Here is a 24,925-nt window from a genome sequence, read left to right on the forward strand (position 1 = left end):
GCCTGTAACGGAGATTGTGACGCGTGAGTGATGCCTATCTTGTTCCCCCGGAAGACACGGCTGCTGCGGCTATTGAGGAGGTCGAGGCTGAGCTGGGTCTGTTTGATGACTGGATGGAGCGGTATCAGTACATTATCGAGATGGGCCGCAAGCTGCCGCCTTTTCCGGAAGACTGGCAGGATGATGCCCATCGTGTGCCGGGCTGTCAGAGTCAGGTCTGGCTTGAAGCGATTGAGCGGGACGGGAAGCTGTTTTTTGCTGGTGCCTCCGATGCCGCGATCGTTCAGGGGCTCGTGGCGCTGTTACTGAGGGTTTACTCAGGCCGATCCAGCGCAGAAATCCTTGGGACAAGTCCGGTATTTTTGCACGAGATGGGGCTGGTCAAAGCGCTTTCGACCAACCGTGGCAACGGGGTGGAAGCCATGGCGCAGGCGATCCAGAAGCGGGCTGCCCTTCAGGCGTAAAAAAATCCCCGTTGGCTGGAGCCTTCGGGGATGTGAAATGTTACTTCGGCGCTGTTGCGGGAGCCGTGCTGCTGGCAGGTGCAGGGCACTTGGTGAACTTGCCTTTTGCGTCCCGGCAGGGCTTCGGCTTCGGAGGGGCTTCACATTTTGTGAACTTCCCTTTTTCGTCACGACACGGCTTGGCGTGAGCCATCTGGGCACCGAGGGCCATGACGGCAAAAGCGGCAACGGACAGGCGGCGGAATGACATAATGCTGGTCTCCAGAGGGGGCCGGGTCGTGGACGCCGCGCCCTAGTTTGGCGGAAATCATGCAATAGGTTGCGGGCGGGACGCAAGTTTCGTCGCACTTGCTAAAATCAGCGAAATCCCTGTTGGTCTACCGGGTGGGAGGCGTCCCAGTCGATGCTGCCGTGATACTGCGCTGAGACGGGCTGTCCGTCCTTCAGGGCCGGGTAGTATCTTGCGAGACCGTAATAGGCGAGCGATGCGCGTTGCAGGATGGCGGGGCCGTCGCTGGCGGTGCAGTCATGGGCGATCCCGATCTGATCGATCTGGCATGTGACGGTGATGTGGGCCCCGATGGCGGCAACATCTGCGGCTTCCGGATAATGAGGGGGGGCAGAGTGCATTTTATCGAGCAGCGGATGTGTCAGGTCGGCGGACGTGTGGAAAGTGTATGTGTACTCCCACGCGCTTTGGACGGCTTTCCCATTCTCGTAAGCGGGCAGGAATTTTGAGCTATAGGCCAGATTTTCGGCGGCGAGTGCGAAGTCCGGCTGTGATGCGGTTGTCTCGCACTCTGTGGGAAAGCCCGCAGCACTGACGGTACAGCGGATATGCGCCGTTCCATTTTGGCGTTGTTCGAGTTCCGCCGGGGGGTAGATGAGCCTGCCGTGATGATGTGGGTCGAGCATGGCACCGAGGGGGCGCTCCTCGGCATGCACTGCCATTATCGTGCTGAGAACTGCAGCCGTTATCGCGAGTGCGGGGCGGATGGCGGGCAATGTCATGGCATGTCTCTTGTCTACGACCAGAATATTACCATATGTAACGAACGGTTCTCTGGCCAGCCAGCTGCCATCAAAAAAGGGGAGATGCCGGATGGCACCTCCCCTTTTTCATGACCTGTATGGTCCTGTCAGATCATTTCTGATCGGGCAGGGCGTAGGCAATGATGTCGTCGCCCATGCGGGTCGGGAACGAATTGTGTCCGCCAGCATAGGTTACGATGTACTGCTTGCCGTTGATGGCATAGGTCATCGGGGTGTTCTGGGCACCAGCCGGCAGACGATCCTGCCAGAGGACCTTGCCCGTCGTCAGGTTGTAAGCCCGGATGTAGTAATCCATGGACGACGTCAGGATGCCGATGTTGCCAGCCGTGGAGAGCGGGCCACCAAGGCTTGGGACACCGATCTTGATCGGCGGCAGCGGGATCGGCAGGGAGCTGCCATACATCGAGTCACGCAGAGTACCGTTGCGGTGCTGCCAGACGACCTTGTTGGTCTTCAGGTCAATACCGGCGACATAGCCCCAGGGCGGCGTGCGGCAGGGCATCTTGATGCCGAGCGGCAGCAGCACCGGATCCAGGAACGGATGCAGGTTGACGGCATAGGGAATGCCATAGTTGTGCTGCAGGCCGGTTTCGCCGCCCGTGCCCTTGGCGTTTTCGTCAGGCCAGAGCGGGTTGCCCGGTCCGCGAGGAACCAGTTGGGAGACGAACGGCAGGGAGATCGGGTTGGCGAAAGCCACTTGGCGCTGCGGATCAACGGCCAGACCGCCCCATTCAAACATACCCAGATCGCCCGGGAAGATGAGCGAGCCCTGAAGCGACGGCGGCGTGAAGGGGCCTTCGTAGCGCAGGCTATGGAAATAAATGCTGCAGAACATCTGGTCGAAGATCGTGCCGCCCCAGATATCAGAGTCGTTCAGCGGATTCTTCGGACGCAGGGTCAGCTGCGACATGCGCTGTGTCGGGTTCGTGTAGTCGCCAGGAGCAGCGCCGCCGGGAACCGGGGTTTCCGGAGCTGCGACAATTTCCTTACCGGTGCGACGGTCGAGGACGAAGATATCGCCGGTCTTGGTCGGGATATACATGGCCGGAACAAGTGTGCCGTCCTTTTGCGTAATATCCACGAGGCTCGGCTGGGACGGAACGTCCATGTCCCACAGATCGTGATGAACCGTCTGATAGAACCAGGCGAGCTTGCCCGTGTCTGCGTTCAGCGCGACGATGCCCGGAGCAAAACGCTCGGAATCCTTCGTGCGATATCCGCCCCACTGGTCGGGAGTGCCCACGCCCATCGGAATGTAAACGAGGTTCAGGTTCTTGTCGTAGGACGACACGATCCAGGAGTTCGGAGAATTCGGATGGAAGACAGGATGGTTTTCATCCGGAAGCTGGTTCGGGTCGGAGTTCGAGGCGTCGAAGACCCAAACGCGCTTGCCGGTATAGACGTCGAATGCCTGCGTGGCACCCGAAGCCTGCTTGACCGAACCGTTATCGGTGATCGCACTGTTGGCGATGATCAGCTTGTCCGCAATAACCGGCGGGGACGTCGGCTCGTACTGGCCGGGCGTCGTGTAGGGCTGGTTCGGAACGCGCAGATCGATTTCACCATTGGTGCCGAAGCCCGAGCAGGTCTTGCCCGTGTCTGCGTCGACTTCAACCAGACGGCCGTCGTTGACCGGCAGGATGATGCGCTTGGCGCAGTCCGTCGGGGCGGGGTTGCCATCGGAATCGGTCGCATTGGCCGGGGTTTCGTGGAAGCTGACGCCACGGCAGGTCAGATGCTGGAAGCCGGGATTGATCTGGAGCTTCGGATCATAGACCCATTTGACGTTGCCGGTCGCGCCGTCGATCGCAAACAGCTTCTGGTGCAGGGAGCACATGTAAAGCGTGTTGTTGAATTCGATCGGGGTGGCTTCGTTCGTCGCTTCACCCGGGTCGTTGGGCGTCATCATATCGTGCGTATGAATATGCCACGCGACCTTGAGGTTGCTGACGTTTGATGCATTGACCTGATTCAGCGGGGACCAGCGGTCACCGGCCTGCGTGCGGCCATAGGCGTGCCATTCGCTGGCCGGGACGTTGTCGGGGTCGACGGGGGAGGCGTTTGCGATCTGCGTCGGCAGTTCGCCGCTGATGTCGTGCGGGTCCGTGAAGAGGCTGGCGAACAGGGCCAGAACCGCAACGCCAACGGCACCGGCAAGCGGCAGAATGGTCGTGCGTGTTCCGCCGATCTGACGGGAGACGAACGGCAGCAGCAGCCAGATGCCGAGGATGATGACGATGTCCGAACGCGGGATCAGGGCCCAGATGTCGAGGCCGACAACTGTGAGTTCCCAGATGACCGTTGCGAAAACGACGACTGCGAACAGATAGAGTGCAGCCGGATTGCGTCGGAATGAGAGGAAAGCCGTGGCAAGAAGTGCCAGGCCAAGGAGGACGTAATAGAGTGGGCCGCCGATAGCGGCGACCCAAGCGCCGCCTACGGTAAGGATCGCGCCGCAAAGCGCGAAGACCGCGGCCGTTATCAGGGCCCAGAGCCCTGGCCGGGATGATGTGCTCATGATGTTCCTGAAGATGTTGTTCTGGTGCAGCACGGTGACTTCCGGACAAAGCACATGGAAGGATATCAAGGGTCAAGATGTCAGAAGGTTCACTTTGCTCACGTCACTGTGAGGACATTCACGTCGTCGTGACTTGAGGAAAGGAGGCACTTATGATTGAGCGTTCAAGAAAATAATGCGCTTGCAGAATACTTTGGCCTCCGATAAGGACACCGCTTCCGCGCACGCGTCCGGGCCACGAGTGGCATGCCCGGCCGTGCAGAGTCCCTACTGTGCGAGGGACCAATCGTTTACGGCGAGGGAGACCGAAATGCCCAAGATGAAGACCAAGTCGTCGGTCAAGAAGCGGTTCAAGATTACCGCGACCGGCAAAGTGATGTGCGGCCCGGGCAACAAGCGCCATGGCCTTATCAACCGTCCGCAGAAGATGAAGCGCACCAACCGTGGTCCCCAGACCATGACGGACATGGATGCGAAGACAATCAAGCAGTGGGCGCCCTACGGGCTCTGAGGAGATAAGGTACTATGGCACGTGTCAAGCGGGGCGTAACGTCGCACGCCCGTCACAAGAAGGTTCTCGGGCTCGCCAAGGGCTATCGCGGCCGTTCGTCCACGAACTATCGCATTGCTCTGGAGCGCGTCGAGAAGGCGCTGCGTTATGCGTATCGTGACCGCCGCAACAAGAAGCGTGATTTCCGCGCCCTGTGGATCCAGCGTATTAACGCTGCCGTCCGTGAGCATGGTCTGACCTACAGCCGCTTCATCAACGGTCTGGACAAGGCTGGTATCGAGATCGACCGTAAGGTTCTCGCTGCCATCGCTTTTGACGATAGCGCCGCTTTCGGTGAAATCGTGAAGAAGGCCCAGGCCGCTCTCGGCTGAGCTTTTCCGGCTTGATCCCGTCCTCGGGGTCTGGTGGCTGGCGGGCCGTCCTGTTATCAGGACGGCCCGTTTTGTTTTGTGCTGCAGGAGATGGGCGGTATGGCTGACGATCTCGATATACTCAGGAATGACACGCTGGCGGCGCTGGCTGGCGCGCAGGACCGTGCGCAGTGGGACGCGATCCGCGTCGGGACACTGGGTAAATCCGGTGCGTTGACTGGTTTGCTCAAGCAGCTCGGCAAGCTGGAACCTGAGGAGCGCAAGGAGCGCGGTCAGGCGCTGAACCGTCTGCGCGACGAATTGACGGCCGCTGTTGAGGCGCGTGGTCACGATCTTGAGGAAGAGGCGCTTCAGACCCGCCTGCGCTCCGAGCGCGTCGATGTGACGATGCCCGCGCCTGCGGTTGTGACAGGCACCATCCATCCCATCAGCCGCACCATTGAAGAAATGACGGCCATTTTCGGCGCGATGGGTTTTTCCGTTGCCGAAGGGCCGGATATCGAGAGTCAGTGGCACAATTTCTCCGCACTTAACACGCCGGACCATCATCCCGCGCGGACTGAGCACGACACGTTCTATCTTCCGCCGGAAACAGAAGGCATGGAGCCGCGGGTGCTGCGGACGCAGACATCCGGCGTGCAGATCCGCACGATGCTCGGCTCACAGCCGCCTGTCCGTATTATTGCACCCGGCCGGACGTATCGTGCCGATCATGATGCAACGCATTCGCCGATGTTCCATCAGTGCGAAGGTCTGGTGGTGGATCGCAATATCACGCTGGGCCATCTCAAGGGCTGCCTGATCGAATTCCTGCGCGTCTATTTCGACAAACCAAACCTGCCGGTCCGTTTTCGTGCCTCTTACTTTCCGTTTACCGAGCCTTCCATGGAAGTTGATATCGGATGGTCGAAGGCGACGGGCGAGATCGGCGGCGGGTCTGACTGGCTTGAGGTTTTGGGTTCGGGGATGATCCATCCGCGGGTTCTGGCGAATTGCGGACTGGACCCGGCTGAATGGCAGGGCTTTGCGTTCGGAATGGGAATCGAGCGTCTGGCGATGCTGAAGAATGGCATCCCCGATCTGCGCTCTTTCTATGAGAGCGATCTGCGCTGGCTGCGTCATTATGGATTTTCGGCGTTTTCGCCGGCCACGCTGACGGAGGGCGTGTGACATGAAGTTCTCTCTCTCATGGCTGCGTGAACATCTTGATTTTACGGCTTCTGTTGAAGACATCTGCGCCCGCCTGAATGTCATCGGGCTTGAGGTCGAAGGCGTTGAGAACCCTGCCGATCGTCTGGTAGGTTTCCGGACGGCCAAGATCGTGGAAGCGCATCGTCATCCTGATGCGGACCGCCTTCAGGTGTGTCGTGTGGCGGCTGGCGCTGGTTTTGAAGACGTGCAGGTCGTGTGTGGTGCGCCGAATGCCCGTGCGGGTCTGCATGTGATTTTTGCGACGCCGGGGACGTATGTTCCGGGGCTCGACATCACCATCAAGAAAGGCAAGATCCGGGGGCAGGACAGCAACGGAATGCTGTGCTCCCTGAAGGAACTGGGGCTGGGCGAGGAAAGCAACGGGATTGCCGAGCTTTCCGAAGCAACTCCGATTGGGGAGGCCTACGCGGCCTATGCGGAACTGGATGATCCGGTTATCGAGATCGCGATTACGCCCAACCGCGGCGATGCGCTGAGCATTCGTGGCATTGCGCGCGATCTGGCCGCGGGAGGCATCGGACGTCTCAAGCCTTGGCTTACGGAAGCCGTGGAAGGGGATTTTCCATCTTCGCTGTCGTGGAAGACCGAGCATCCGGCCTGTCCGTATATTGTCGGTCGGGTCATCCGGGGTGTGAAGAACGGCCCGAGTCCAGACTGGTTGCGGCGCCGTCTGGAAGCTGTTGGGGTTAAGCCGATTTCGGCCCTCGTCGATGTGACGAACTACCTCACATACGATCTTGGCCGACCGCTGCATGTCTTTGATCTTACAAAACTTAAAGGCGATACGCTGACGGTGACGCATGCCGCGCGTGAGACCTTTACCGGGCTTGATGGACGCGAATATGTGCTCGGCACCGAGGACATGGTCATTGTCGATGAAGCCGGGGTGCAGTCGCTTGCCGGGCTGATTGGCGGCGAGAGCAGCGGTGTGGACGACAACACGACGGATGTGTTCGTGGAATCCGCTCTGTTCGATCCGGTGCGGATTGCCCTGACCGGGCGCCGTCTGGCCATTCACACCGATGCGCGGCAGCGTTTCGAGCGTGGGATTGATCCGGCGCAGGTTCTTAACGGGCTTGAGGCCGCTACGATCATGATCCGTGATCTGTGTGGCGGTGAGGTCAGTGAGATTACCGAAGCGGGCACTCTGCCGGACTGGAAGCGGACCGCGACACTGCGTTTCGAGCGTCTGAAGACGCTGGGTGGCGTGGAGATCGCGTCTGAAGATGCTGTACGGGCTCTGGAACATCTCGGGTTTGAGGTGACCGAGCAGACGACGGACGCTGCGACGTTCCTTGTGCCGTCCTGGCGGAATGATATCGCTTCGGGGCAGGTTCTGGCACAGGCCCCGACGCTGGATGAGGTTGTGGCGGCGAAGGCTGCAAGCCATGTTCAGGCTATGGAAGCGGAGTGCGATCTTCTTGAAGAAGTGCTGCGTCTTTACGGGCTGGACAATGTTCCAGCGGTCGCGCTGCCTCAGGCGACGGTGGTTCCGGCTCCAGCCGTGACGTCTCTTCAGGCCCGCGCGGCTCTGTTGCGGCGGATCTGTGCAGCGCGTGGACTGACCGAGACAGTCGGCTTTTCCTTTGTGGCGCAGGATGATGCTGCACTGTTCGGAGATCTGCCGGAGACCCAGCATCTTCTGAACCCGATCGCCACGGATCTGGATCAGCTCCGCCCGACCCCGCTGGTCAATCTGGCGCGGGCGCTGTCCCGTAATTTGGCGCGTGGCCTCGGCGTCTCGGGAGAAGGTGCGCTGTTCGAAGTCGGACCGTGCTTTGATGCCGAGGGGCAGCATCTGCGTCTTGCCGGACTGCGGGCCGGACAGACAGCGCGGGAGCCGGGTGTGGCGGCGCATGACGCAACCTTGTGGGATGCAAAGGCGGATCTATCGGCGGCTCTGGTGGCGCTTGGTGTGCCGGAAGCGGCGCTGTCCGTGACGGCGGATGCTCCGGGCTTCTATCATCCGGGTCGGTCAGGGCAGGTCCGGCAGGGGCCGAAGACGGTTCTGGGCAGCTTTGGCGAACTACATCCGCGTGTTGCGCGGGCCTTGGGCCTGAGTGGAACCGTGGTGGCGTTTGAAGTCTATCTGGATCAGGTGCCGCAGCCGAAGGTCAAACGGAAATCCGTGCCTGTTCTGTCGTCGTTGCAGCCTGTTCGGCGCGACTTTGCTTTCGTCGCGGGGCCGGATGTCGAAATCCAGGCCGTTCTGAAAGCGGTGCGGATGGCGGATCGCAATCTGGTGCAGGATGTGCGTCTGTTCGATGTGTTCGAAGGCGGCAGTCTGCCAGAAGGGCACCGCTCGCTCGGTGTGGAAGTGGTCTTGCAGCCGCAGAGCGAGAGTCTTACGGATACGCAGCTTGAAGCGGTTTCCAAATCGGTGGAAGCTGCGGTTCTCAAGGCAACAGGGGCAGTACTGCGTCGATGAACTCTCTTCCAGAATCCGGATCTGACGGACAGGCCACGGCGGACCCTTCCCAAAAGACCACACCTTTGCCCCGTTACGGGCGGGTGATCTGGATTCTGGCAGGCGAGGCGAGCGGAGACGTGATTGGAGCGCGCCTGATGCAGGCGCTTCATGCACAGGACCCTTCGCTGGTTTTCGCAGGCGTCGGGGGCGGCCGCATGGAAGCGCTGGGGCTGCACAGCCTGTTTCCCATGAGCGATCTGGCGGTGATGGGGTTTGTCGAGGTTCTGCCTCGCCTGCGGCATCTGTCGCAGCGGCTTCTGGAGGCTGTGCAGGATATCGAACTGCGGAAACCCGATCTTGTCGTGACGATCGACAGTCCGGGTTTTGCCCTGCGGCTGTTGCAGAAGATCGAGCGTTCCGGGATCAAGCGCGTTCATTATGTGGCGCCGCAGGTCTGGGCCTGGCGGGAAAGCCGGGTCAAGGAATTTCCGGGTCTGTGGGACAGGCTTCTTTGCCTGTTGCCTTTCGAACCTGAATGGTTTGCAAAACGCGGACTTGAGGGGCGCTTTGTCGGGCATCCGGTGCTTCAGTCCGGTGTGCGGCAGGGGAATGCGCAGCGGTTCAGGCTGAGGCACAATATTCCGCCCCATGCGCCGGTCGTGATCCTGATGCCGGGTAGTCGGCGTTCGGAAGCGCCCCGGCTTCTGCCTGTGTTTCGTAAGATGCTGGATCTATTGCGGGTGCAGTATCCGGATATCTGTCCTGTGATCCCGGTTGCGCCTGTGATTGCGCCGACGATTCGTCAGTTGATCCGCAAATGGCCGATCCAACCGCATATCGTCACGGACATTCATGACAAGCATGATGCTTTTGCAGCCGCGCAGTGTGCCCTGACCAAGTCAGGGACGTCTACGCTGGAGCTTGCGATGGGCAATGTGCCGATGGCGGTGACGTATCGGGTCAACCCGGTGACGGCGACGATCGCGCGGCGTCTGATCAAAGTGCCGCATGTGGCGATGGTCAATCTTCTGGCTGGTCGGGAAGTTGTGCCGGAACTGCTTCAGGAAGACTGCACGCCAAAGAAGCTGGCCGAGATGGTCTCGAAGCTGTTGAGTGATCCGCAAATGGCCGAAAAACAGCGTATGGCGTTTGCCGATGTGCTTGAGATGCTTGCACCGCCGGTGGGAACGCCCGCAGATGCTGCCGCCGCCGAGATCATGGATCTGCTGAACGAGCCGGTTTCCCGGTCGTCCAGCATCTGAAATCCTAGCGCAGGAAGCCGACGAGGCGTTCGGCTTCCTGAACGATCGGTTCCGAAACGCTGTTTGCACGTTCGGCACCGGCACGCAGAACCGAGAGCAGATGCGCTTCGTCCTGAAGCAGGCGCTGTGTTTCGCTGGCGACCGGGGCCAGACGTTCCACCAGAAGATCCGCGAGAGCGTTCTTGAACGGGCCAAAGCCCTGACCGCTGAAACGGGCCAGAATGTCTGCCGGTGTTTCATCCGACATGGCTGCATAGATGGAAACGAGGTTCCGGGCTTCCGGACGTTCGCTCAGACCGTCCATTTCGCTGGGGAGCGGTTCGGAATCAGTTTTAGCGCGGCGGATCTTCAGGGCGATGTCATCTGCCGTGTCGGTCAGGACGATGCGGCTCTGCTCTGACGGGTCGGACTTGGACATTTTCTTGCTGCCGTCGCGCAGGCTCATGACGCGGGCTGCGGCGGGAGGGATGAAGGCCTCCACCTGCGGGAAGAACTCCACGCCCATGTCGTGATTGAATTTCTGGCCGATATCGTTGGTGAGTTCGATATGCTGGCGCTGGTCTTCGCCGACGGGGACGCGAGTTGCGTGGAAGGCCAGAATGTCAGCGGCCATCAGGTTGGGATAGACATACAGGCCCGCCGAATGGTTTTCGCGGTTCTTGCCAGCCTTGTCCTTGAACTGGGTCATGCGGTTGAGCCAGCCGAGGCGTGAGACGCAGTTGAAAATCCAGCCGAGGCGGGCATGCGCGCTGACGGCGGACTGGTTGTACAGACGTGTGGGTTCGATTCCGGCCGCGAGCAGGCAGGCTGTTGAGCCGAGCGTCTGTTCACGCAGGGTCTGCGGATCCCAGGGCATGGTGATGGAATGTAGGTCCACCAGACAGAAGACGCAGTTATGGTCTTCCTGCAGCGTAACCCAGTTGCGGATTGCTCCGAGATAATTGCCCAGGTGGGGAATGCCGGTTGGCTGAATGCCGGAAAATACGCGCTGCATGGGTTCTGTCTTCATTTGCTGGGAAAGGGGAAGCGAACGGCTTCAATGAACGGGTGTTTGCAGGTCCAGCCTCTGGCGTTCCTGCAGGACATCCGCCGCCGACATCGGATGAACTCGTGCCGCTGCAATATCGGCGGCGGTGAATTTGGGGGCGTCTGCGGACATTTCCTGACTTGCGACGAATGTCAGGATGCGGGCGATTTCATCGTTGGGAAGACGATGAAAAGACGGCATGGAACTGTTGTACTGGCCGTCTCCCGCTGTGATGGGGCCGTCCAGTCCGTAAAGCAGGACATCGACAAGATAGTGATGACCGGCAGGAGTCTGTGCGATCGGGCCGACGCGGCCGAAAATAGGGGCGACTTCAGAAACCTGACCATGACCGCCGTGGTGGCAGGTGCTGCATTCATTGGCGTATTCGCGCGGGGCCTGAGCGCGATTTTCCCAAGCGTGACCGACAACGAAGACCGCCACCATGAAAATGGCGAGAAACAGGGGAAGTCGGACGGCTGGGTCAATTCTGATCACAGTGTCGTTGTCGCATTTTCAGAGCCGTTTCAGCAAGTCCGGGGCTTGGCAAATCGGCTGTAATAGGGCTCATGGCGCTATCGGAAGGAGAAACCATGACCGTCAGAGGCCGTCTTGTAGTGTATGTGGGGCCGATGTTTGCGGGGAAATCCGCGCATCTGATTGCCGCAGCGAAAAAGCAGACGGATGTTCTGGCCCTCAAACCCGGCTTTGATACGCGCGATGGCGCAGAACTTGTCAGCCGGGATGGATCTCATCTCGCTGCGATTTCGGTGAACACATGGCCTGCAGATGCGGACCGGTACGGCCATATCGTTCTGGATGAGGGGCAGTTCTGGGTTGCGCCGCATTATCAGGGCGATATCGTTGAAGATATCCGGGATGTTCGGTCGCGGGGCGTGGATGTGACCGTCGGGGGGCTTGATACCGATTATCGGCGCGTTCCGTTCGACGTCATGGAGCGGCTGAGGGAAGAGGCCGACGACGTTATTGTCCTGAAGGCCCGCTGTCATGTCTGTGGCGCGCCTGCGGTATGGACCGCCAAAACCCATGACACCGGCCATCTGCTGGAGACGGGCGATCAGGAGCTTTATGAAGCGCGCTGCGAGGCGCACTGGACCCTGCCGGAACGGCCCTGAAGGCGGCTCCGGCAGAGATGACGGCTGTTACTGCTGGCCGCCGCCGCCGTTATTGACGCCCAGAAGGCGGATCTTGAAGATCAAGGGGCTGTTGGGCGGGATGATGCCCATGGAGCGCTTGCCGTAGCCAAGGTTTGGCGGCAGATAGAGCATCCATTCGTCGCCGACATGCATCATGGGAAGGGCTTCAAGCCAACCCTGCACAAGGCCGTCGAGCGGCATTTCCATGTAGGCGCCGTTGCCGTGCTGGTCGGAACTGTCGAAAATACCGCCATCCGGAAGGCGACCCTCGTAGATGACCATGATGGTTGAGCCGTGATGCGGGCTGTCACCATCTTTCGGGCCTGACTGGAGAACCTTGTAGGCCAGGCCGTCCGGCAGGGTCTTGACGCCGGGCTGGGCATGGATTTTCGCCATGAACTGCGCCGGTGTCAGGTCGGAATCATCCACCGGCTTGGGAGCGCCCGAGCAGCCCGCGAGGGCAAAGGCGCCACACAGGGCGAAAGCGGATGTAAGACGGATCAGACTGGTCATGGTTTCCCGGGGAGTCAGTTGAGAAGTCAGAGTGTGCCGCCACGACGGCCGATCTGACCGCCGAGCCGCAGGCGCAGGGCGTTGAGCTTGATGAAGCCCTGCGCATCCTGCTGATTATAGGCGCCTTCGTCGTCCTCGAAAGTCACGACGCGGGTATCGTACAGGCTGTTCGGGCTTTCACGGCCAACGCAGGTCACATTGCCCTTGTACAGGCGCATGCGGACACGGCCGGTCACGGAATGCTGGCTGGTGTCGATGAGGGCCTGAAGCATGCGGCGCTCGGGCGAGAACCAGAAGCCGTTATAGATGATTTCGGCATAGCGCGGCATGATGCTGTCCTTGAGATGGGCAGCTTCGCGGTCAAGCGTGATGCTTTCGATGGAGCGATGCGCGGCCAGCAGGATCGTGCCGCCCGGCGTTTCGTAGATGCCGCGGGACTTCATGCCGACGAAACGGTTTTCCACGATGTCGAGACGGCCGATGCCGTTGTCGCGGCCCAGTTCGTTCAGGCGGGTCAGCAGAGTTGCCGGGGTCATTTCAACGCCGTTGATGGCGACCGGGTCACCGCTGACGAAATCGATGGCAATTTCCGTTGCGACGTCAGGAGCAGCTTCCGGCGAGATCGTGCGCTGGAAGACGATTTCTTCGGCTGCGATCGATGGGTCTTCAAGCAGCTTGCCTTCGGAAGATGAGTGCAGAAGATTCGCATCCACGGAGAACGGGGCTTCGCCGCGCTTGTCCTTCGTGACGGGGATCTGGTTTTCTTCGGCGAAAGCAAGGAGCTTTGTGCGGGACGTCAGATCCCACTCGCGCCATGGAGCGATGACCTTCACGTCCGGCTTGAGCGAATAATAGCCAAGTTCGAAACGGACCTGATCGTTGCCCTTGCCGGTCGCACCATGCGCCACGGCATCGGCACCGACGGCTTCGGCGATTTCGATCTGGCGCTGTGCGATCAGCGGACGGGCGATAGACGTGCCCAGCAGGTACTGACCTTCATAGAGCGTGTTGGCCCGGAACATCGGGAACACGAAATCCTTGACGAAGGTTTCGCGCAGATCCTCGACGAAGATTTCCTTGACGCCGAACATCTCGGCCTTTTTGCGGGCCGGCTCCAGTTCTTCACCCTGCCCGAGATCGGCAGTGAAGGTGACAACCTCACAGTTATAGGTTTTTTGAAGCCAGCGAAGAATAACCGAAGTATCCAGGCCGCCAGAATAGGCGAGCACAACTTTCTTGACGTCCTGGTGGGCACTCATAACGGTGGGGTCCTTGGTGTGTTTCGTTTGAGAAGCGTTTCTAGCAGTTCAGCCGACAGAGGGAAACCGGGCGCGTGTCAGGTATCCGATGCGGCTGTACGGCGCTGGCGTTCGCTTTCGGTTTTCAGCTGACCGCAGGCTGCGAGGATGTCCTGTCCGCGTGCCGCCCGGATGGGGGAGGCGAAGCCTGCGTCCATCACGATATTGGCGAATTTCGCGATCTGGGCGCGGCTGGAAGGCTGAAAATCCGAGCCAGGCCAGGGATTGAACGGGATCAGGTTCACCTTGGCTGGAAGGTCGCGAATCAGGCGGACCAGTTCGCGGGCATCGGCTTCGCTGTCGTTCACGCCCCGGAGCATGATGTATTCGAAGGTAATGCGCCGCGCGTTGGACGCAGCCGGATAACGGCGGCATGCAGCGATCAGCTCTTCGATCGGGTATTTGCGGTTCAGCGGGACGATCTGGTCGCGCAGTTCGTTCGTCACGGCATGCAGGGAAATGGCCAGATTGATGCCAAGTTCTTCGCCGCAGCGATCCATCATTGGGACGACACCGGAAGTCGAAAGCGTGATGCGGCGGCGGGAAAGGGCGATGCCTTCGCCATCCATGATGATCCGCATGGCTTTTGCGACATTTTCGTAATTATAGAGCGGCTCACCCATGCCCATCAGCACGATCGTGGAGAGATAGCGTGGCATGTCGGCGCTGGGGCTAGGCCATTCGCCATAGCTGTCCCGGGCGGCCATGAACTGGCCGACGATCTCGGCCGGGCCGAGGTTGCGGACGAGTTTCTGGGTGCCGGTGTGGCAGAAGGTGCAGGATAGGGTGCAGCCAACCTGTGAGGAAATGCAGACAGCACCCCGGTCTTCCCGACGATCCGGAATATAGACGGTTTCGGCTTCCTGACCGTCGCGGAAGCGGAAGAGGAACTTGCGCGTCTCGTCCACGGAGGTCTGTTCGGTGGCGGTCTCGGGGCGGCTGACGACGAAATGTTCGGCGAGTTTGGCCTGCATCGGCTTGGCGATGGTCGTCATGGCCGAGAAATCGGTCGCACCCTGATGGTAAATCCAATGCCAGAGCTGCTTGGCGCGGAAAGGCTTCTCGCCGATATCCGTCATGAGTGCGGCCAGCTCTTCGCGTGACAGGCCCACCAGATCACGTCGCCCATCCGCGAGACGCGCTTCGGGCGGCGCGAACAGGGCGGATTTCGCGTGAATGCGCTCGCGCTCGGTAGCGTTCAGGTCGTCGGAGGCGACGGAATTGATTCGGGGGCGGATGTCGGGATGGATTACGGCTGTCATGACGGCGGAGCCATAGCACGGAGAAGACCCGCAGTTCCAAAGGAAAAGCGCGGTCTTTCCGGGAAAGCTGTTTTTGGAAAACTATTCCGCTTCTGGCTGGGCCGGAGCCGTTTTTCTGGCAGCGATCAGGAACTCGCGGTTGCCTTCGGGGCCGGTGATGGGGCTCGCTTCGATCCCGAGAACGTTCCAGCCGGGGAGGGCTGTGAACCATTCGCGGATTTCTTCGCAGACACGTTCATGAACCGCAGGGTCGCGGACGACGCCTTTGGCACCGACTTCGCCGCGTCCCGCTTCGAACTGCGGCTTGATGAGGGCGACGGCCCAGGCATCCGGCGTGGTGAGTTCAAGCGCTGCGGGCAGGACGGTGCGCAGACCGATGAAGCTTGCATCGCAGACGACAATTCCAGCGGGCTCAGGAATCTGTTCGACTGTCAGGGCGCGGGCATTCGTCTTTTCCATGACGACGACGCGCTCGTCCGAGCGGATTTTCCAGGCGAGCTGACCATGTCCAACGTCCACGGCATAGACTTTTTCAGCACCGTGGGTCAGGAGGACGTCTGTGAAGCCTCCGGTCGAGGCGCCGACGTCAATGGCGATACGGCCTTTCGGGGCCAGCCCGAAATGTTCAATGGCGTGAATCAGCTTGAGCCCGCCGCGCGACACCCAGGGATGGTCCTGACCTTTGAGGGCGAGGGGGGCATCTTCGGGAAGCTGGTCGCCAGCCTTCGCGATCCGGCGGTCGCTTGTATAGACGAGGCCAGCCATGATCAGGGCCTGTGCCCGCGTCCGGCTTTCGACCAGCCCCCTGTCAACAAGGAGCTGGTCGGCGCGGCGTTTGGCCATCAGTCGCTCAGGCGGACTGCTGGGCGACGTCTACGCCCAGGGCAGCAGCGGCGACATGCACGATGTTCGGCGCGGTCAGGCCGGCTTCCTCGTACTGGGCGTCCTGCGTGTTGTGGTCGATGTAACGATCCGGCAGGGCGAGCGGGCGGAACTTCACCTTGTCCAGCAGGCCGGTCTCGGCAAGGTGCTGCACGACGAGGCTGCTGAAGCCACCAATGGCACCTTCTTCAAGCGTGATGAAGACTTCATGCTGGTTGGCCAGATCTTCGACAAGAGCCTTGTCGATCGGCTTGGCGAAACGGGCATCGGCGACCGTAACGGGCACGCCCTGTGCGGCCAGCTGATCTGCGGCGCGCAGGGATTCATGCAGGCGCGGACCAAGCGACAGGATGGCGACGCCACCGCGGGCGTTCGGAGCGCGGCGGGCTTCGCGGACGATGCGGCCCTTGCCGATTTCCAGAACTTCGCCCTTTTCAGGCAGATCAAGCCCGATACCGTTGCCGCGCGGGTAGCGGAAGGCGATCGGTCCGGCGTCATATTCACAGGCCGTCGCCGTAGCGTGCAGCAATTCGATCTCGTCGCACGGTGCCATCACGACCATGTTCGGCAGGCAGCACAGGTAGTTCAGGTCGAACGAACCGGCATGGGTGGCGCCATCGGCACCGACCAGACCGGCGCGGTCGATGGCAAAGCGGACGGGGAGGTTCTGGAGCGCCACGTCGTGAACGACCTGATCGTAGGCGCGCTGCAGGAAGGTCGAATAGATCGCGCAGAACGGGCGCAGGCCTTCGGATGCAATACCGGCGGCGAAAGTAACGGCGTGCTGTTCGGCAATCCCCACGTCGAAGAAGCGATCCGGATAGGCCTTGGCAAACGCGCTCAGACCCGTGCCAGACGGCATTGCCGCGGTGATCGTCACGAGCTTGTCGTCGGTCTTGGCGCGGCGCATCAGTTCGCGGCTGAAGATGGAAGTGTAGCTCGGCGGACCGGCCGGAGCCTTCTTCTGCTCACCCGTGACGACGTTGAACTTGCTGACAGCGTGATACTTGTCACCGGCGGCTTCAGCGGGTTTGTAGCCGCGGCCCTTTTCGGTGATGATGTGCAGCAGGATCGGACCCTGATCGTCGGCATCGCGCAGATTGCGCAGGATCGGCACGAGCTGGCTCATGTCATGTCCGTTGACCGGGCCGACATAATAGAAGCCGAGCTCTTCAAACAGCGTGCCACCGGTGATCAGGCCGCGGGCATATTCTTCGGCGCGCTTGGCGGTGCGCTCGATCTTGCCCGGAAGGCGCTTCGCGACCTTGCCGGCGAGATCGCGCAGGCTGAAGAACTGGCGCGAAGACATCAGGCGCGACAGGTAGTCAGACATTGAGCCGACCGGGGGTGCGATCGACATTTCGTTGTCGTTCAGCACCACGATCAGGCGGTTTGCGCCGGGGCCTGCGACTGCGGCGTTGTTCATGGCTTCATAGGCCATGCCAGCCGAAATCGAGCCGTCGCCGATGACGGCGATGACGTTGCGTTCGTGATAGCTCGGGTCTTCTTCAGCGCGCAGATGGTGCGCAACGGCCATGCCGAGGCCAGCCGAGATAGACGTCGAGGAGTGCGCCGCGCCGAACGGGTCGTATTCGCTTTCCGAACGACGGGTGAAGCCGGACAGGCCCTCGGGCTGGCGCAGGGTGCGGATCCGGTCGCGGCGGCCGGTCAGGATCTTGTGCGGATAAGCCTGATGGCCGACGTCCCAGATGATGCGGTCGTCCGGTGTGTTGAAGACGGCGTGCAGGGCAACGGTCAGTTCGACTACGCCAAGAGAGGCGCCGAGATGGCCGCCCGTGGTGGAGACGGCGTCAACGGTTTCCGAGCGCAGTTCGTCAGCAAGCTGCTTGAGCTGGTCGACGGACAGGTTCCGCATGTCGGCAGGGAAGCGGACGCGATCCAGTTCGGGATAGCGGCCATAGGTAGGAATCGTAGAGGAATTCTTGCTCATGGGATCAGTTCCTGCGCTCGACGACATAATCTGCCAGTGCCCTGAGGGCGTCGGCCTGTGCACCGAAAGATGAAAGAGCCTCCCGGGCCCGGTCGCTCAGGCGACGGGCTTCGGCGCGGGCACCGTCGATGCCAAGCAGGGAGACATAAGTTGATTTGCCGCTGGCTTCGTCCTTGCCAGCGGTTTTGCCGAGTTCCTCGGCGGTAGCGGTATAATCCAGAACGTCATCGGCGACCTGAAACGCGGTGCCCAGATCGCGGCCATAGGCGACGATGGCAGCGCGGCGTTCATCGTCCACATCAGCCAGAATGGCGCCGGACTCGGCGGCATAGCGGATGAGGGCGCCGGTTTTCAGGGCGTGCAGACGTCGGACCTGATCCAGCGGCAGGGCGCGGCCTTCGCCACGGATGTCGATGACCTGACCGCCGACCATGCCAGCCGATCCAGAGGCCTGCGCCAAGGCAAGGGCCAGATTGGCGCGGACGGCCGGGTTGGGGCTGGTTTCGGGTTCGACGAGAATTTCAAAAGCGCGGGTTTGCAGAGCATCGCCTGCCAGAATCGCGATCGCTTCGTCGAACTGCTTGTGCGTGGACGGCTGACCGCGGCGCAGGTCGTCGTCGTCCATGGACGGTAGGTCGTCATGGACCAGCGAATAGGCGTGCAGCAGTTCGACCGACGCGGCAACGCGCAGGGCGGCTTCACGGTCTGCGCCAAACAATGTCGCCACTTCGACGGCCAGAAAACCGCGCAGACGCTTGCCGCCGCCAAGGGCAGCATAACGCATGGCGTCCAGAAGAACGGACTCGTCTCCCGGAACCATGGGCAGAAGGGCGTCGATCGTGCTTTCGATTTCGGCACAGGCGCGGGAAAGCGCGTCCTTCAGGGAAACAGACGGGGTAGGGGCATTCATCGGCCGGAGTCTCCGGTATCGGCAAGAGGCTCCGTGCCTGTCGTGCCGTCATCGTTCTGCACGATGGCACGCACACGCATCTCGGCCTCTCCCAGCTTCGCATCGCAATGTCTGCGCAGGGCAGCACCGCGTTCATAGGCGGAAATAGCGTCCTCGAGCTTCATCTGACCGCCTTCAAGGCCACGGACGATCCTCTCCAGTTCGGACAGGGCATCCTCAAAAGACAGGGCATCCATGGGGGCATCAATGGGTTCGGGCATGAAAAGCCTCAAGGCACACTTTGGAACAAGGTAGCGAGGGGATTACAGGCAGAAGACAGTTTTTGCCAGCCCCGCACACGGGAACGCTGGAGTTTCCTCAGGAGGGTGACGTTTCTGCACGTCGCCGGATCACGAAGGAAAGCATGCCTGCGGTTTCCGTGAACGCAATGAGCGCATGGCCGGTTTCGCGGCAATAGGACTGGAAATCCGCCACTGAGGCGCGGTCGGTGGCGAGGATGCGCAGCTTCGCACCCGGGGCCATGTCACGCAGGGCGCGATTGGCTTTGAGGACGGGCATGGGGCAGGCCAGACCACGCAGATCGAGAAGTGTTTCTGTCGGAAGAACAGTCATGGGACGCAATTATGCGCCTATCTCCGAAGGCGGCCAAGTCGGCTTTTGGTGCGTTTGCCTGAAGGTTTCAGGTTTTCATTGATAAATCAGGTGCTTGTTTCTATATTAATGGCTTAATGCCACAAAAGCGTTCCTTCCGGGGAGCGCTTTTTTTATTTGGGGGACGGCATGTCGGACGGGGAAGGCCAGGTAGTCAGTCTGGCTGATGGAAATGAGAGACGCGCCTATACGCTGCGGATGCTTGAGGATCGGGTTCTGCGACTGGAGACGATCGCGGGGGGGCTTTCGGATCGATATGAGGAACTGCGTACCGAGATGCGGCAGGAAATCTCGTCGCTGCGGGATCAGATGAAACTGCTGGAGACGAAGGTTGATGAGGGGAATCGCGTGGTCAACGGAAAGCTGGACCGGCTGATCGGAGGGCGAGCGGTCATTACAGGGATCATTACACTGGTCACATCCATTCTGGGGACGGGCATGGTGCATGTTGCTCTCTCCCTGACCACGAAGTGAGGAGGGGCTATGAGTGGAATTGATGCAGGCCAGCTCAAGCATTTGGTGGTCGCTCCCGCACTGGCGGCGCTCGGGCTCGATGGGGATGTTGCGGTTAATCTGGTGACGGGCACGGCGCTTGCGGAAAGTCGGGGGACATATGTCCGGCAGATTGGTGGGGGCCCGGCTCTGGGTTTGTGGCAGATGGAGCCCGCAACGCATGACGACTGCTGGGTCAACTTTCTGTGTTATCCGGCAGGCAGGAGGTTCGAGCGGATTCTGGAGGGGATGCTTTCGCAGGATCTGCCCAAAAGCGCGCAGCTTGTCTCCAATTTGAGATATGCATCGGCAATGGCCCGCATCCGGTATTACCGGACGCCGGTCTCCCTGCCGTCGTCGAGCGATCCGGCCGTTCTGAGCCGTTTTCACAAGCAGTATTACAACACGGCTGCAGGGGCGGCTGACCCTGTGGCCAACATCCCGTTTTTCCGTCAGGCGGTTATGGTCTGAAGAGAGTGGGAGCGGTGTCGGGGAATGTATGCATCACGCTCCCGACACCGCACGACTGTTTAAACCGGTTTAATATGACCGAATAGTGGCAGATGATGCCGGAAAATGCGCCGTTTGAGGTTCAGGGTGTAGAAAGTGGCAGCGTTCGCGCAGACAGGTCGCCTTTGAACGTCGTGCTGCCTGTATGAGTCAGCGACAGACCGCGGTGGAGGGCGACCTTTCCTCCGATTGTGATCCAGCGGCGGCAGAAGGCGAAATCTTCGGAAAGATAGGTCCGGGTTTCCGGGTCGATCAGACAGTCGAACAGGGCATAGGCGTCTGACGAGGGTGCTTGCGAAGTCTGGCCTTCGGACTTCGCGTCGATGCGGCTGTAACGGGTTTCGGGATAGTGGGCGATCATGTCGAGGAGCATCTGACGGGTCATGAGCATGAATCCGGTTCCGATATAGGAGACGTTCGCGATTTCGCCCGGTGCGCTGTCATCGTGCAGGGCGGCGCAGTCTCCGACATAGCGTAGGCTGGCTGTTCTGGGCTCTTCGCCAGCGGCAATGAAACGATCCGTATCGTGGTCCCAGTAATGGGATTTCAGGGGGTAGGCCCCTCCGATCAGAGGGCGGTCTGCATCCAGCAGGGCGAGAATGTCGGTTATGGAAAAGCCGATATCGCTGTCGATGAAAAGAAGATGGGTGGCATCGGTCATGGTCACGAACTGATGCAGAAGCGTGTTTCTGGCCCGCGTGATGAGGGCGTCACTGCCGATTGTGGACAGGGTGAGTTGCAGATTATGGGCCGGTGCTGTGGCCATGCAGCCGATGAGGGACTGCATGTAATTCAGTGTGATGGTGCCACCGAAGCAGGGCGTGGCGATGAAGATGTGGCGCGGACTGGGGGGGCAGGAAGTCATGCGAGGCAGCCTGCCCTGAAGCTATGAAAAAAGAATTAAAACCGCGCTTTAAAAAGTCCTCATGCTCCCATGTGTGCCTGAAGAACCATGTAAAAGATGAAGGCGGCGTCCAGACCGAGGACGATTGGCGTTAGGCGCTGGAACTGACGTGTGGCGACGGCGAGCGCGGTGTAGATCAGCAGGCCGCAGGACAGGCTCAGCATGAAATTACCGGTCACGCCTGCAATCAGCAGCATCATCAGGGGCGGAATGGCTTCTGCGGGTGTTTCCGCGACACGGCTGAGGCTGCCGAGCATGTTTAGTCCCACGAGAATAAGCACGGGCGCTGTGGCGATCGCGGGAATGGCGGTGATGAGCGGCCAGAAAACGGAAGACAGGGCAAACAGGACGGCGACGACCAGTGCGCTCAGACCCGTGCGGCCGCCGGCTTCTACGCCTGCCAGACTCTCGACATAGGCGGAGACCGTGCAGGTTCCGAGCGAGGCACCGATGATGCTGGCCGCTCCATCGGAACCGAAAGCGCGGTGATCGAGCGCAGGTTTTTCAACCGTTCCGTCCAGGCCTGCGCGGTGGGCGACGCTCATCATTGTTGCGGTTGCGTCGAAAAAATCGCTCAGCAGAAAATAGAGCGTGATGGGGACGAGGAGTCCGAGGTGGGAAAAATATTCGTGGAAATCGAAAGGAAGGAACAGGTTGGTCGGATAATGCGGCCAGTCCAGAAGTTGGGCTGGAAGATGCGTGATCGGGCCTGAGGGCGTGTGGATGAACAGTCCGGCGATGGTAATGGTGAGGATGGCGAGGAGCAGCCCGGCCGGGACGCGCAGGACGACGAGAATGGCGCTCAGGACGACGCCAGCCATGCTGAGCAGGACGGACGGGTTGCTCAGGGAGCCAAATGTCAGACCTTCGGGCGAAGGAACGGCGATGCCGCCCGTCATTAGACCGATCCGGGCGATGAAGGCACCGAGTGCGATCTGGATCCCGAGCACGATCGAAGGCGGAAAGCCGCGGATGATGCGTTGACGGATCTGGCTCAGGGAGAGGGCGGTAAAGCACAGTCCGCTGAACAAGACGACCGTAAAGGCTGTGCGCGGGCTGACATGGGCTTGCTGCACGACAACCTGTGCGAACAGGACATTGCTGCTCATGGCGGGGGCAAGGGCGATGGGCAGGCGGGCCCAGAGCGCCATCAGCAGCGTACCCGCGACTGCGCCGGCGATCGTGGTCATGACCATGTCGTGACGGTCCAGACCTGCCGCCGAAAGGATGGCCGGGTTGACGGCCACGATATAGGCCATGGCCCCGAAGACCGTCAGTCCGGCAATGACCTCACGCGGGATCGTTGAACCGCGGGCCGTGATATGGAACCAGCGGTCGAGTCTGGATAGCAGCAAGCGGACACTCCGGGGGCAGGGGATGGCTGGGCCAAGCTATAGTCAAAAAAGCTGGTTCTGCCACGACCCGGAGCGTATCTTTTCATTTCGGGTTCGATTTTTTCTCCCATGCTTTGTGGATCTCTGCCGGAGACAGGTGGTGGTGTGAGGCTTGCGGATGCGTTGCTGTCTGTGGGTGTGCCGGGTGCGGGATGCTGCTGGGGCCTGAGCCTGTGGTGGCGCCGGGTGCGATCCCGGCGGCGGGATGTTCATTGGCTTCCAGAATGGCTTTTTCGCAGACCGAGCCCTTGCCGACACCAAGCTGGATGGTCGGGATCAGAGCTGCGGGCGGGAAGACGATCCCAAGCCCCACAGAGGCTGCGACGCGGCCGATCAGTTCCGCACCCGGCAGAATTGTGGGGCTGTTGATCGGGCCGAAAATATGGACCGCGCCGGGCAGGGACAGGATCTGTGGTCCGATCGAGCGGGTGGTGATGGCGTAGTCCAGTGTGTCCTTATGAAAATTGACGGTGCCAGTGCCGCTTGTCCGGGTAGTACCGGTTTGCAGGAGCATTGCATCGGTATGCACAATACCGTTCTTGAGCGGCAGGTCCGCCACGAGGCATTCCAGTTTTGAGCGATCCGGAATTCCAAGCGCAGACAGAATGGCCGAGCCGAGCTTGAGCCCCAGCAGATCGGGAAGAAGGGCCGTCACATCCCCCCCGCGGTCCAGAACCAGTGTCGTCCCGCCGTTGCCGTTTTCGACCAGCGTTGCGACCGAATTGCCAGTCGAATTAAGCGTTACATGACCGCCAATAGTGCCTTCACCTTGGAACATGTCCTTGGATGTCATGATGCGGGAGAGGGGAAGGCGGCAGACGTCCAGACGGAAGCGGGTGTGGAACTGCGCGTTTTTGGTCGGCTCAAGCGTAGCATTTGCGGAAATGGTTCCTGTCCCGGTGGCAAAGGTCAGGTGTTTGAGGTCAATGGCGCCGTCATGGATGTCGAGTTCGGTATCAATATTGTCCAGAGGCCAGTTTTTATTGCGGATGTGATCGCCGTGATAGGTTAGATGCACGTTGGCGGCATTGAGTTTCGGGACATTGATGGCCTTGTCAGGCAGTACGCGGGTACTGGCCGGTTCGGCTTTTTTCGCTTCGCCGGGCTGTGCGCCAATGAAGCCGCCCAGATCCGCCAGATCCACTTGATGGGAATGAAGGGCCGCATCCACAAAGATCGGTTTCTGATGCGGATTGACATTGATGTCTCCGCCGATATCCGAAGAGCCCATATGGCCTTCGAATTTCTGGAAACGGATTGCGCGGTCGGAATAGGCCAGATTGCCGGTGACGCTATAGGCCGGGGTTTCCGGAATGGGTACGCCCGTCAGGGGGTAAAGGAGCGCCATGTCCGGACCGGCAAAATGCAGTGCAAGATTGGTACCGCGGAAGTGGATCGGATCGTCAACCGTGCCGCGCAGAGTGATGTAGGTGGGGCCGTTGGCGAGGCGTCCGTCGATTGGATAGGGATGCGTGGTGTCTGTGATGTCCAGAAGGGCGCCCCCAACGATATGACCCGTGATGGGTGCGCGGGCGTAGCGGCCTTCAAGATCAATGACGATATGCCCGTCATCGCCGTCTTTTGGCGGAACGGTATGGATAAGGACGTGCATGTCCGTCTTCAGCTTTGCCATCGCTATACGGACATCGCCGTCATTGATCTCGATCTTGCCGAGCTTGGGTAGCGTTGTTGAAAGTGAGGCTGTCTGGGAGGATGTACCGGAGGCCGAGGGGAACGTATAATTGTTCGTGCCATCAGCTAGTGAAACGATGTCGCCTTTTGGTGCGTCGACACGGATCAGTGGCACGGAGAGACCGCCGCCTGTCAGGTAACGCCATGCATCGACCTTGACCGTGATGGCGTGAGCCGAGGCAAAGTCGTCTTTTTCTTTCCCGAAGCCCTCGGGCTGGCCGATCTTCAGATCATCGACCGTAATTGTTGGCTTGAAGCCAAGATGAACATGCAGATGCGCGATGCTGACGGGGCGATGCAGGGCTGCTGTGGCCTTGCGGTCAATGTAGGGAACGAACCAGTCCCATTGCCAGACCAGGATCAGCACGATGAGGGCGGCTACCAGCGCTCCGACAATACCGCCAGCGGTTTTCAGGCGCCGGTGTCCCTTCACCCGCCCGGCGAGAGGTTTGTCAGAAGGGGACGGCGTTAGGGGCGGGGTGCT

The 24,925-nt window shown here is 60.5% G+C and carries 25 protein-coding genes; 9 read left to right on the forward strand and 16 right to left on the reverse strand.

Annotated features, from left to right (window positions below; translation table 11 throughout):
- Nucleotides 1-23: 23 nt before the first annotated feature.
- Nucleotides 24-464, forward strand: a complete 441-nt coding sequence (locus tag JK213_RS09290; protein ID WP_194262369.1) for a SufE family protein — start codon at nucleotides 24-26, stop codon at nucleotides 462-464.
- 40 nt (nucleotides 465-504) lie between these two features.
- Here JK213_RS09290 and JK213_RS09295 read toward each other — a convergent pair whose 3' ends face one another.
- The 3 genes from JK213_RS09295 to JK213_RS09305 all read right to left on the reverse strand — a co-directional run bounded on the left by JK213_RS09295 (nucleotide 505) and on the right by JK213_RS09305 (nucleotide 4,035).
- Nucleotides 505-714 (reverse strand): hypothetical protein, encoded by a 210-nt coding sequence (locus tag JK213_RS09295; RefSeq protein WP_194262370.1) that lies wholly within the window; start codon nucleotides 712-714, stop codon nucleotides 505-507.
- Nucleotides 715-821: 107 nt separating this feature from the next.
- Entirely contained in the window at nucleotides 822-1,475 is a 654-nt protein-coding gene (locus JK213_RS09300) for an energy transducer TonB (protein ID WP_249200506.1), read from the reverse strand.
- A gap of 133 nt (nucleotides 1,476-1,608) precedes the next feature.
- Complete coding sequence (locus JK213_RS09305) at nucleotides 1,609-4,035, reverse strand: glucose/quinate/shikimate family membrane-bound PQQ-dependent dehydrogenase (RefSeq protein ID WP_211571365.1); 2,427 nt, start codon at nucleotides 4,033-4,035, stop codon at nucleotides 1,609-1,611.
- Nucleotides 4,036-4,345: 310 nt separating this feature from the next.
- On the opposite strand from JK213_RS09305, the gene rpmI reads away from it, so the two are divergent.
- The 5 genes from rpmI (at nucleotide 4,346) to lpxB (ending at nucleotide 9,801) form a co-directional block, all read left to right on the forward strand.
- A complete protein-coding gene (gene rpmI, locus JK213_RS09310; protein ID WP_046901279.1) occupies nucleotides 4,346-4,546 on the forward strand; it encodes a 50S ribosomal protein L35 in 201 nt (66 codons plus the stop codon).
- Between the two features lie 14 nt (nucleotides 4,547-4,560).
- A complete protein-coding gene (rplT, locus tag JK213_RS09315; protein WP_062033041.1) occupies nucleotides 4,561-4,917 on the forward strand; it encodes a 50S ribosomal protein L20 in 357 nt (118 codons plus the stop codon).
- Between the two features lie 99 nt (nucleotides 4,918-5,016).
- Nucleotides 5,017-6,087: a phenylalanine--tRNA ligase subunit alpha gene (gene pheS, locus JK213_RS09320; protein WP_211571366.1), complete on the forward strand. Its 1,071-nt coding sequence runs from the start codon at nucleotides 5,017-5,019 to the stop codon at nucleotides 6,085-6,087.
- Between the two features lies 1 nt (nucleotide 6,088).
- Nucleotides 6,089-8,557, forward strand: coding sequence for a phenylalanine--tRNA ligase subunit beta (gene pheT, locus JK213_RS09325; RefSeq protein WP_194262373.1), 2,469 nt, complete (start codon nucleotides 6,089-6,091; stop codon nucleotides 8,555-8,557).
- Nucleotides 8,554-9,801, forward strand: a complete 1,248-nt coding sequence (gene lpxB / locus JK213_RS09330) for a lipid-A-disaccharide synthase (RefSeq protein WP_194262374.1) — start codon at nucleotides 8,554-8,556, stop codon at nucleotides 9,799-9,801. The genes pheT and lpxB overlap by 4 nt, the downstream gene beginning before the upstream one ends.
- 4 nt (nucleotides 9,802-9,805) lie before the next feature.
- On the opposite strand, the gene trpS is transcribed toward lpxB, so the two are convergent.
- Both trpS and JK213_RS09340 read right to left on the reverse strand, forming a co-directional pair.
- Nucleotides 9,806-10,795: a tryptophan--tRNA ligase gene (trpS, locus tag JK213_RS09335; protein ID WP_194262375.1), complete on the reverse strand. Its 990-nt coding sequence runs from the start codon at nucleotides 10,793-10,795 to the stop codon at nucleotides 9,806-9,808.
- Between the two features lie 42 nt (nucleotides 10,796-10,837).
- On the reverse strand, nucleotides 10,838-11,323 hold the full coding sequence (locus JK213_RS09340; protein WP_322783040.1) for a cytochrome c: 486 nt from the start codon (nucleotides 11,321-11,323) through the stop codon (nucleotides 10,838-10,840).
- Nucleotides 11,324-11,418: 95 nt separating this feature from the next.
- Between JK213_RS09340 and JK213_RS09345 the strand changes: the two genes are divergently transcribed.
- Nucleotides 11,419-11,961 (forward strand): thymidine kinase, encoded by a 543-nt coding sequence (locus JK213_RS09345; protein ID WP_194262376.1) that lies wholly within the window; start codon nucleotides 11,419-11,421, stop codon nucleotides 11,959-11,961.
- Between the two features lie 27 nt (nucleotides 11,962-11,988).
- Here JK213_RS09345 and JK213_RS09350 read toward each other — a convergent pair whose 3' ends face one another.
- From JK213_RS09350 to JK213_RS09385, 8 genes are all read right to left on the reverse strand, one after another.
- Complete coding sequence (locus JK213_RS09350) at nucleotides 11,989-12,495, reverse strand: FKBP-type peptidyl-prolyl cis-trans isomerase (protein WP_099286833.1); 507 nt, start codon at nucleotides 12,493-12,495, stop codon at nucleotides 11,989-11,991.
- 26 nt (nucleotides 12,496-12,521) lie between these two features.
- A complete protein-coding gene (locus JK213_RS09355; protein WP_099286832.1) occupies nucleotides 12,522-13,754 on the reverse strand; it encodes an argininosuccinate synthase in 1,233 nt (410 codons plus the stop codon).
- Nucleotides 13,755-13,831: 77 nt separating this feature from the next.
- Nucleotides 13,832-15,055: a 23S rRNA (adenine(2503)-C(2))-methyltransferase RlmN gene (gene rlmN / locus JK213_RS09360; RefSeq protein WP_211571367.1), complete on the reverse strand. Its 1,224-nt coding sequence runs from the start codon at nucleotides 15,053-15,055 to the stop codon at nucleotides 13,832-13,834.
- 81 nt (nucleotides 15,056-15,136) lie between these two features.
- Nucleotides 15,137-15,898 (reverse strand): TlyA family RNA methyltransferase, encoded by a 762-nt coding sequence (locus JK213_RS09365; RefSeq protein ID WP_194262378.1) that lies wholly within the window; start codon nucleotides 15,896-15,898, stop codon nucleotides 15,137-15,139.
- A 7-nt stretch (nucleotides 15,899-15,905) separates the two neighbouring features.
- On the reverse strand, nucleotides 15,906-17,888 hold the full coding sequence (gene dxs / locus JK213_RS09370; RefSeq protein WP_194262379.1) for a 1-deoxy-D-xylulose-5-phosphate synthase: 1,983 nt from the start codon (nucleotides 17,886-17,888) through the stop codon (nucleotides 15,906-15,908).
- A 4-nt stretch (nucleotides 17,889-17,892) separates the two neighbouring features.
- A complete protein-coding gene (locus JK213_RS09375; RefSeq protein WP_194262380.1) occupies nucleotides 17,893-18,798 on the reverse strand; it encodes a polyprenyl synthetase family protein in 906 nt (301 codons plus the stop codon).
- A complete protein-coding gene (locus JK213_RS09380; protein WP_099286827.1) occupies nucleotides 18,795-19,058 on the reverse strand; it encodes an exodeoxyribonuclease VII small subunit in 264 nt (87 codons plus the stop codon). The genes JK213_RS09375 and JK213_RS09380 overlap by 4 nt, the downstream gene beginning before the upstream one ends.
- Before the next feature lie 97 nt (nucleotides 19,059-19,155).
- Nucleotides 19,156-19,410 carry a sulfurtransferase TusA family protein gene (locus JK213_RS09385; protein WP_194262381.1) on the reverse strand — a complete coding sequence of 85 codons (255 nt, stop codon included), beginning with the start codon at nucleotides 19,408-19,410 and terminating at the stop codon, nucleotides 19,156-19,158.
- A 168-nt stretch (nucleotides 19,411-19,578) separates the two neighbouring features.
- Between JK213_RS09385 and JK213_RS09390 the strand changes: the two genes are divergently transcribed.
- Nucleotides 19,579-19,923 carry a hypothetical protein gene (locus JK213_RS09390; protein WP_099286825.1) on the forward strand — a complete coding sequence of 115 codons (345 nt, stop codon included), beginning with the start codon at nucleotides 19,579-19,581 and terminating at the stop codon, nucleotides 19,921-19,923.
- Between the two features lie 9 nt (nucleotides 19,924-19,932).
- The gene (locus JK213_RS09395; RefSeq protein WP_194262382.1) at nucleotides 19,933-20,412 is read left to right on the forward strand and encodes a hypothetical protein; all 480 of its coding nucleotides are present in this window, start codon (nucleotides 19,933-19,935) and stop codon (nucleotides 20,410-20,412) included.
- 121 nt (nucleotides 20,413-20,533) lie between these two features.
- On the opposite strand, the gene JK213_RS09400 is transcribed toward JK213_RS09395, so the two are convergent.
- The 3 genes from JK213_RS09400 to JK213_RS09410 form a co-directional block, all read right to left on the reverse strand.
- Complete coding sequence (locus JK213_RS09400; protein ID WP_194262383.1) at nucleotides 20,534-21,316, reverse strand: hypothetical protein; 783 nt, start codon at nucleotides 21,314-21,316, stop codon at nucleotides 20,534-20,536.
- A gap of 59 nt (nucleotides 21,317-21,375) precedes the next feature.
- The gene (locus tag JK213_RS09405; protein ID WP_194262425.1) at nucleotides 21,376-22,707 is read right to left on the reverse strand and encodes an NCS2 family permease; all 1,332 of its coding nucleotides are present in this window, start codon (nucleotides 22,705-22,707) and stop codon (nucleotides 21,376-21,378) included.
- Between the two features lie 85 nt (nucleotides 22,708-22,792).
- On the reverse strand, nucleotides 22,793-24,874 hold the full coding sequence (locus JK213_RS09410; protein WP_194262426.1) for an AsmA family protein: 2,082 nt from the start codon (nucleotides 24,872-24,874) through the stop codon (nucleotides 22,793-22,795).
- Between the last annotated feature and the right edge of the window lie 51 nt (nucleotides 24,875-24,925).

This window comes from Gluconobacter sp. Dm-44, from assembly GCF_018256175.1.
GTDB classification, from domain to species: domain Bacteria; phylum Pseudomonadota; class Alphaproteobacteria; order Acetobacterales; family Acetobacteraceae; genus Gluconobacter; species Gluconobacter cadivus.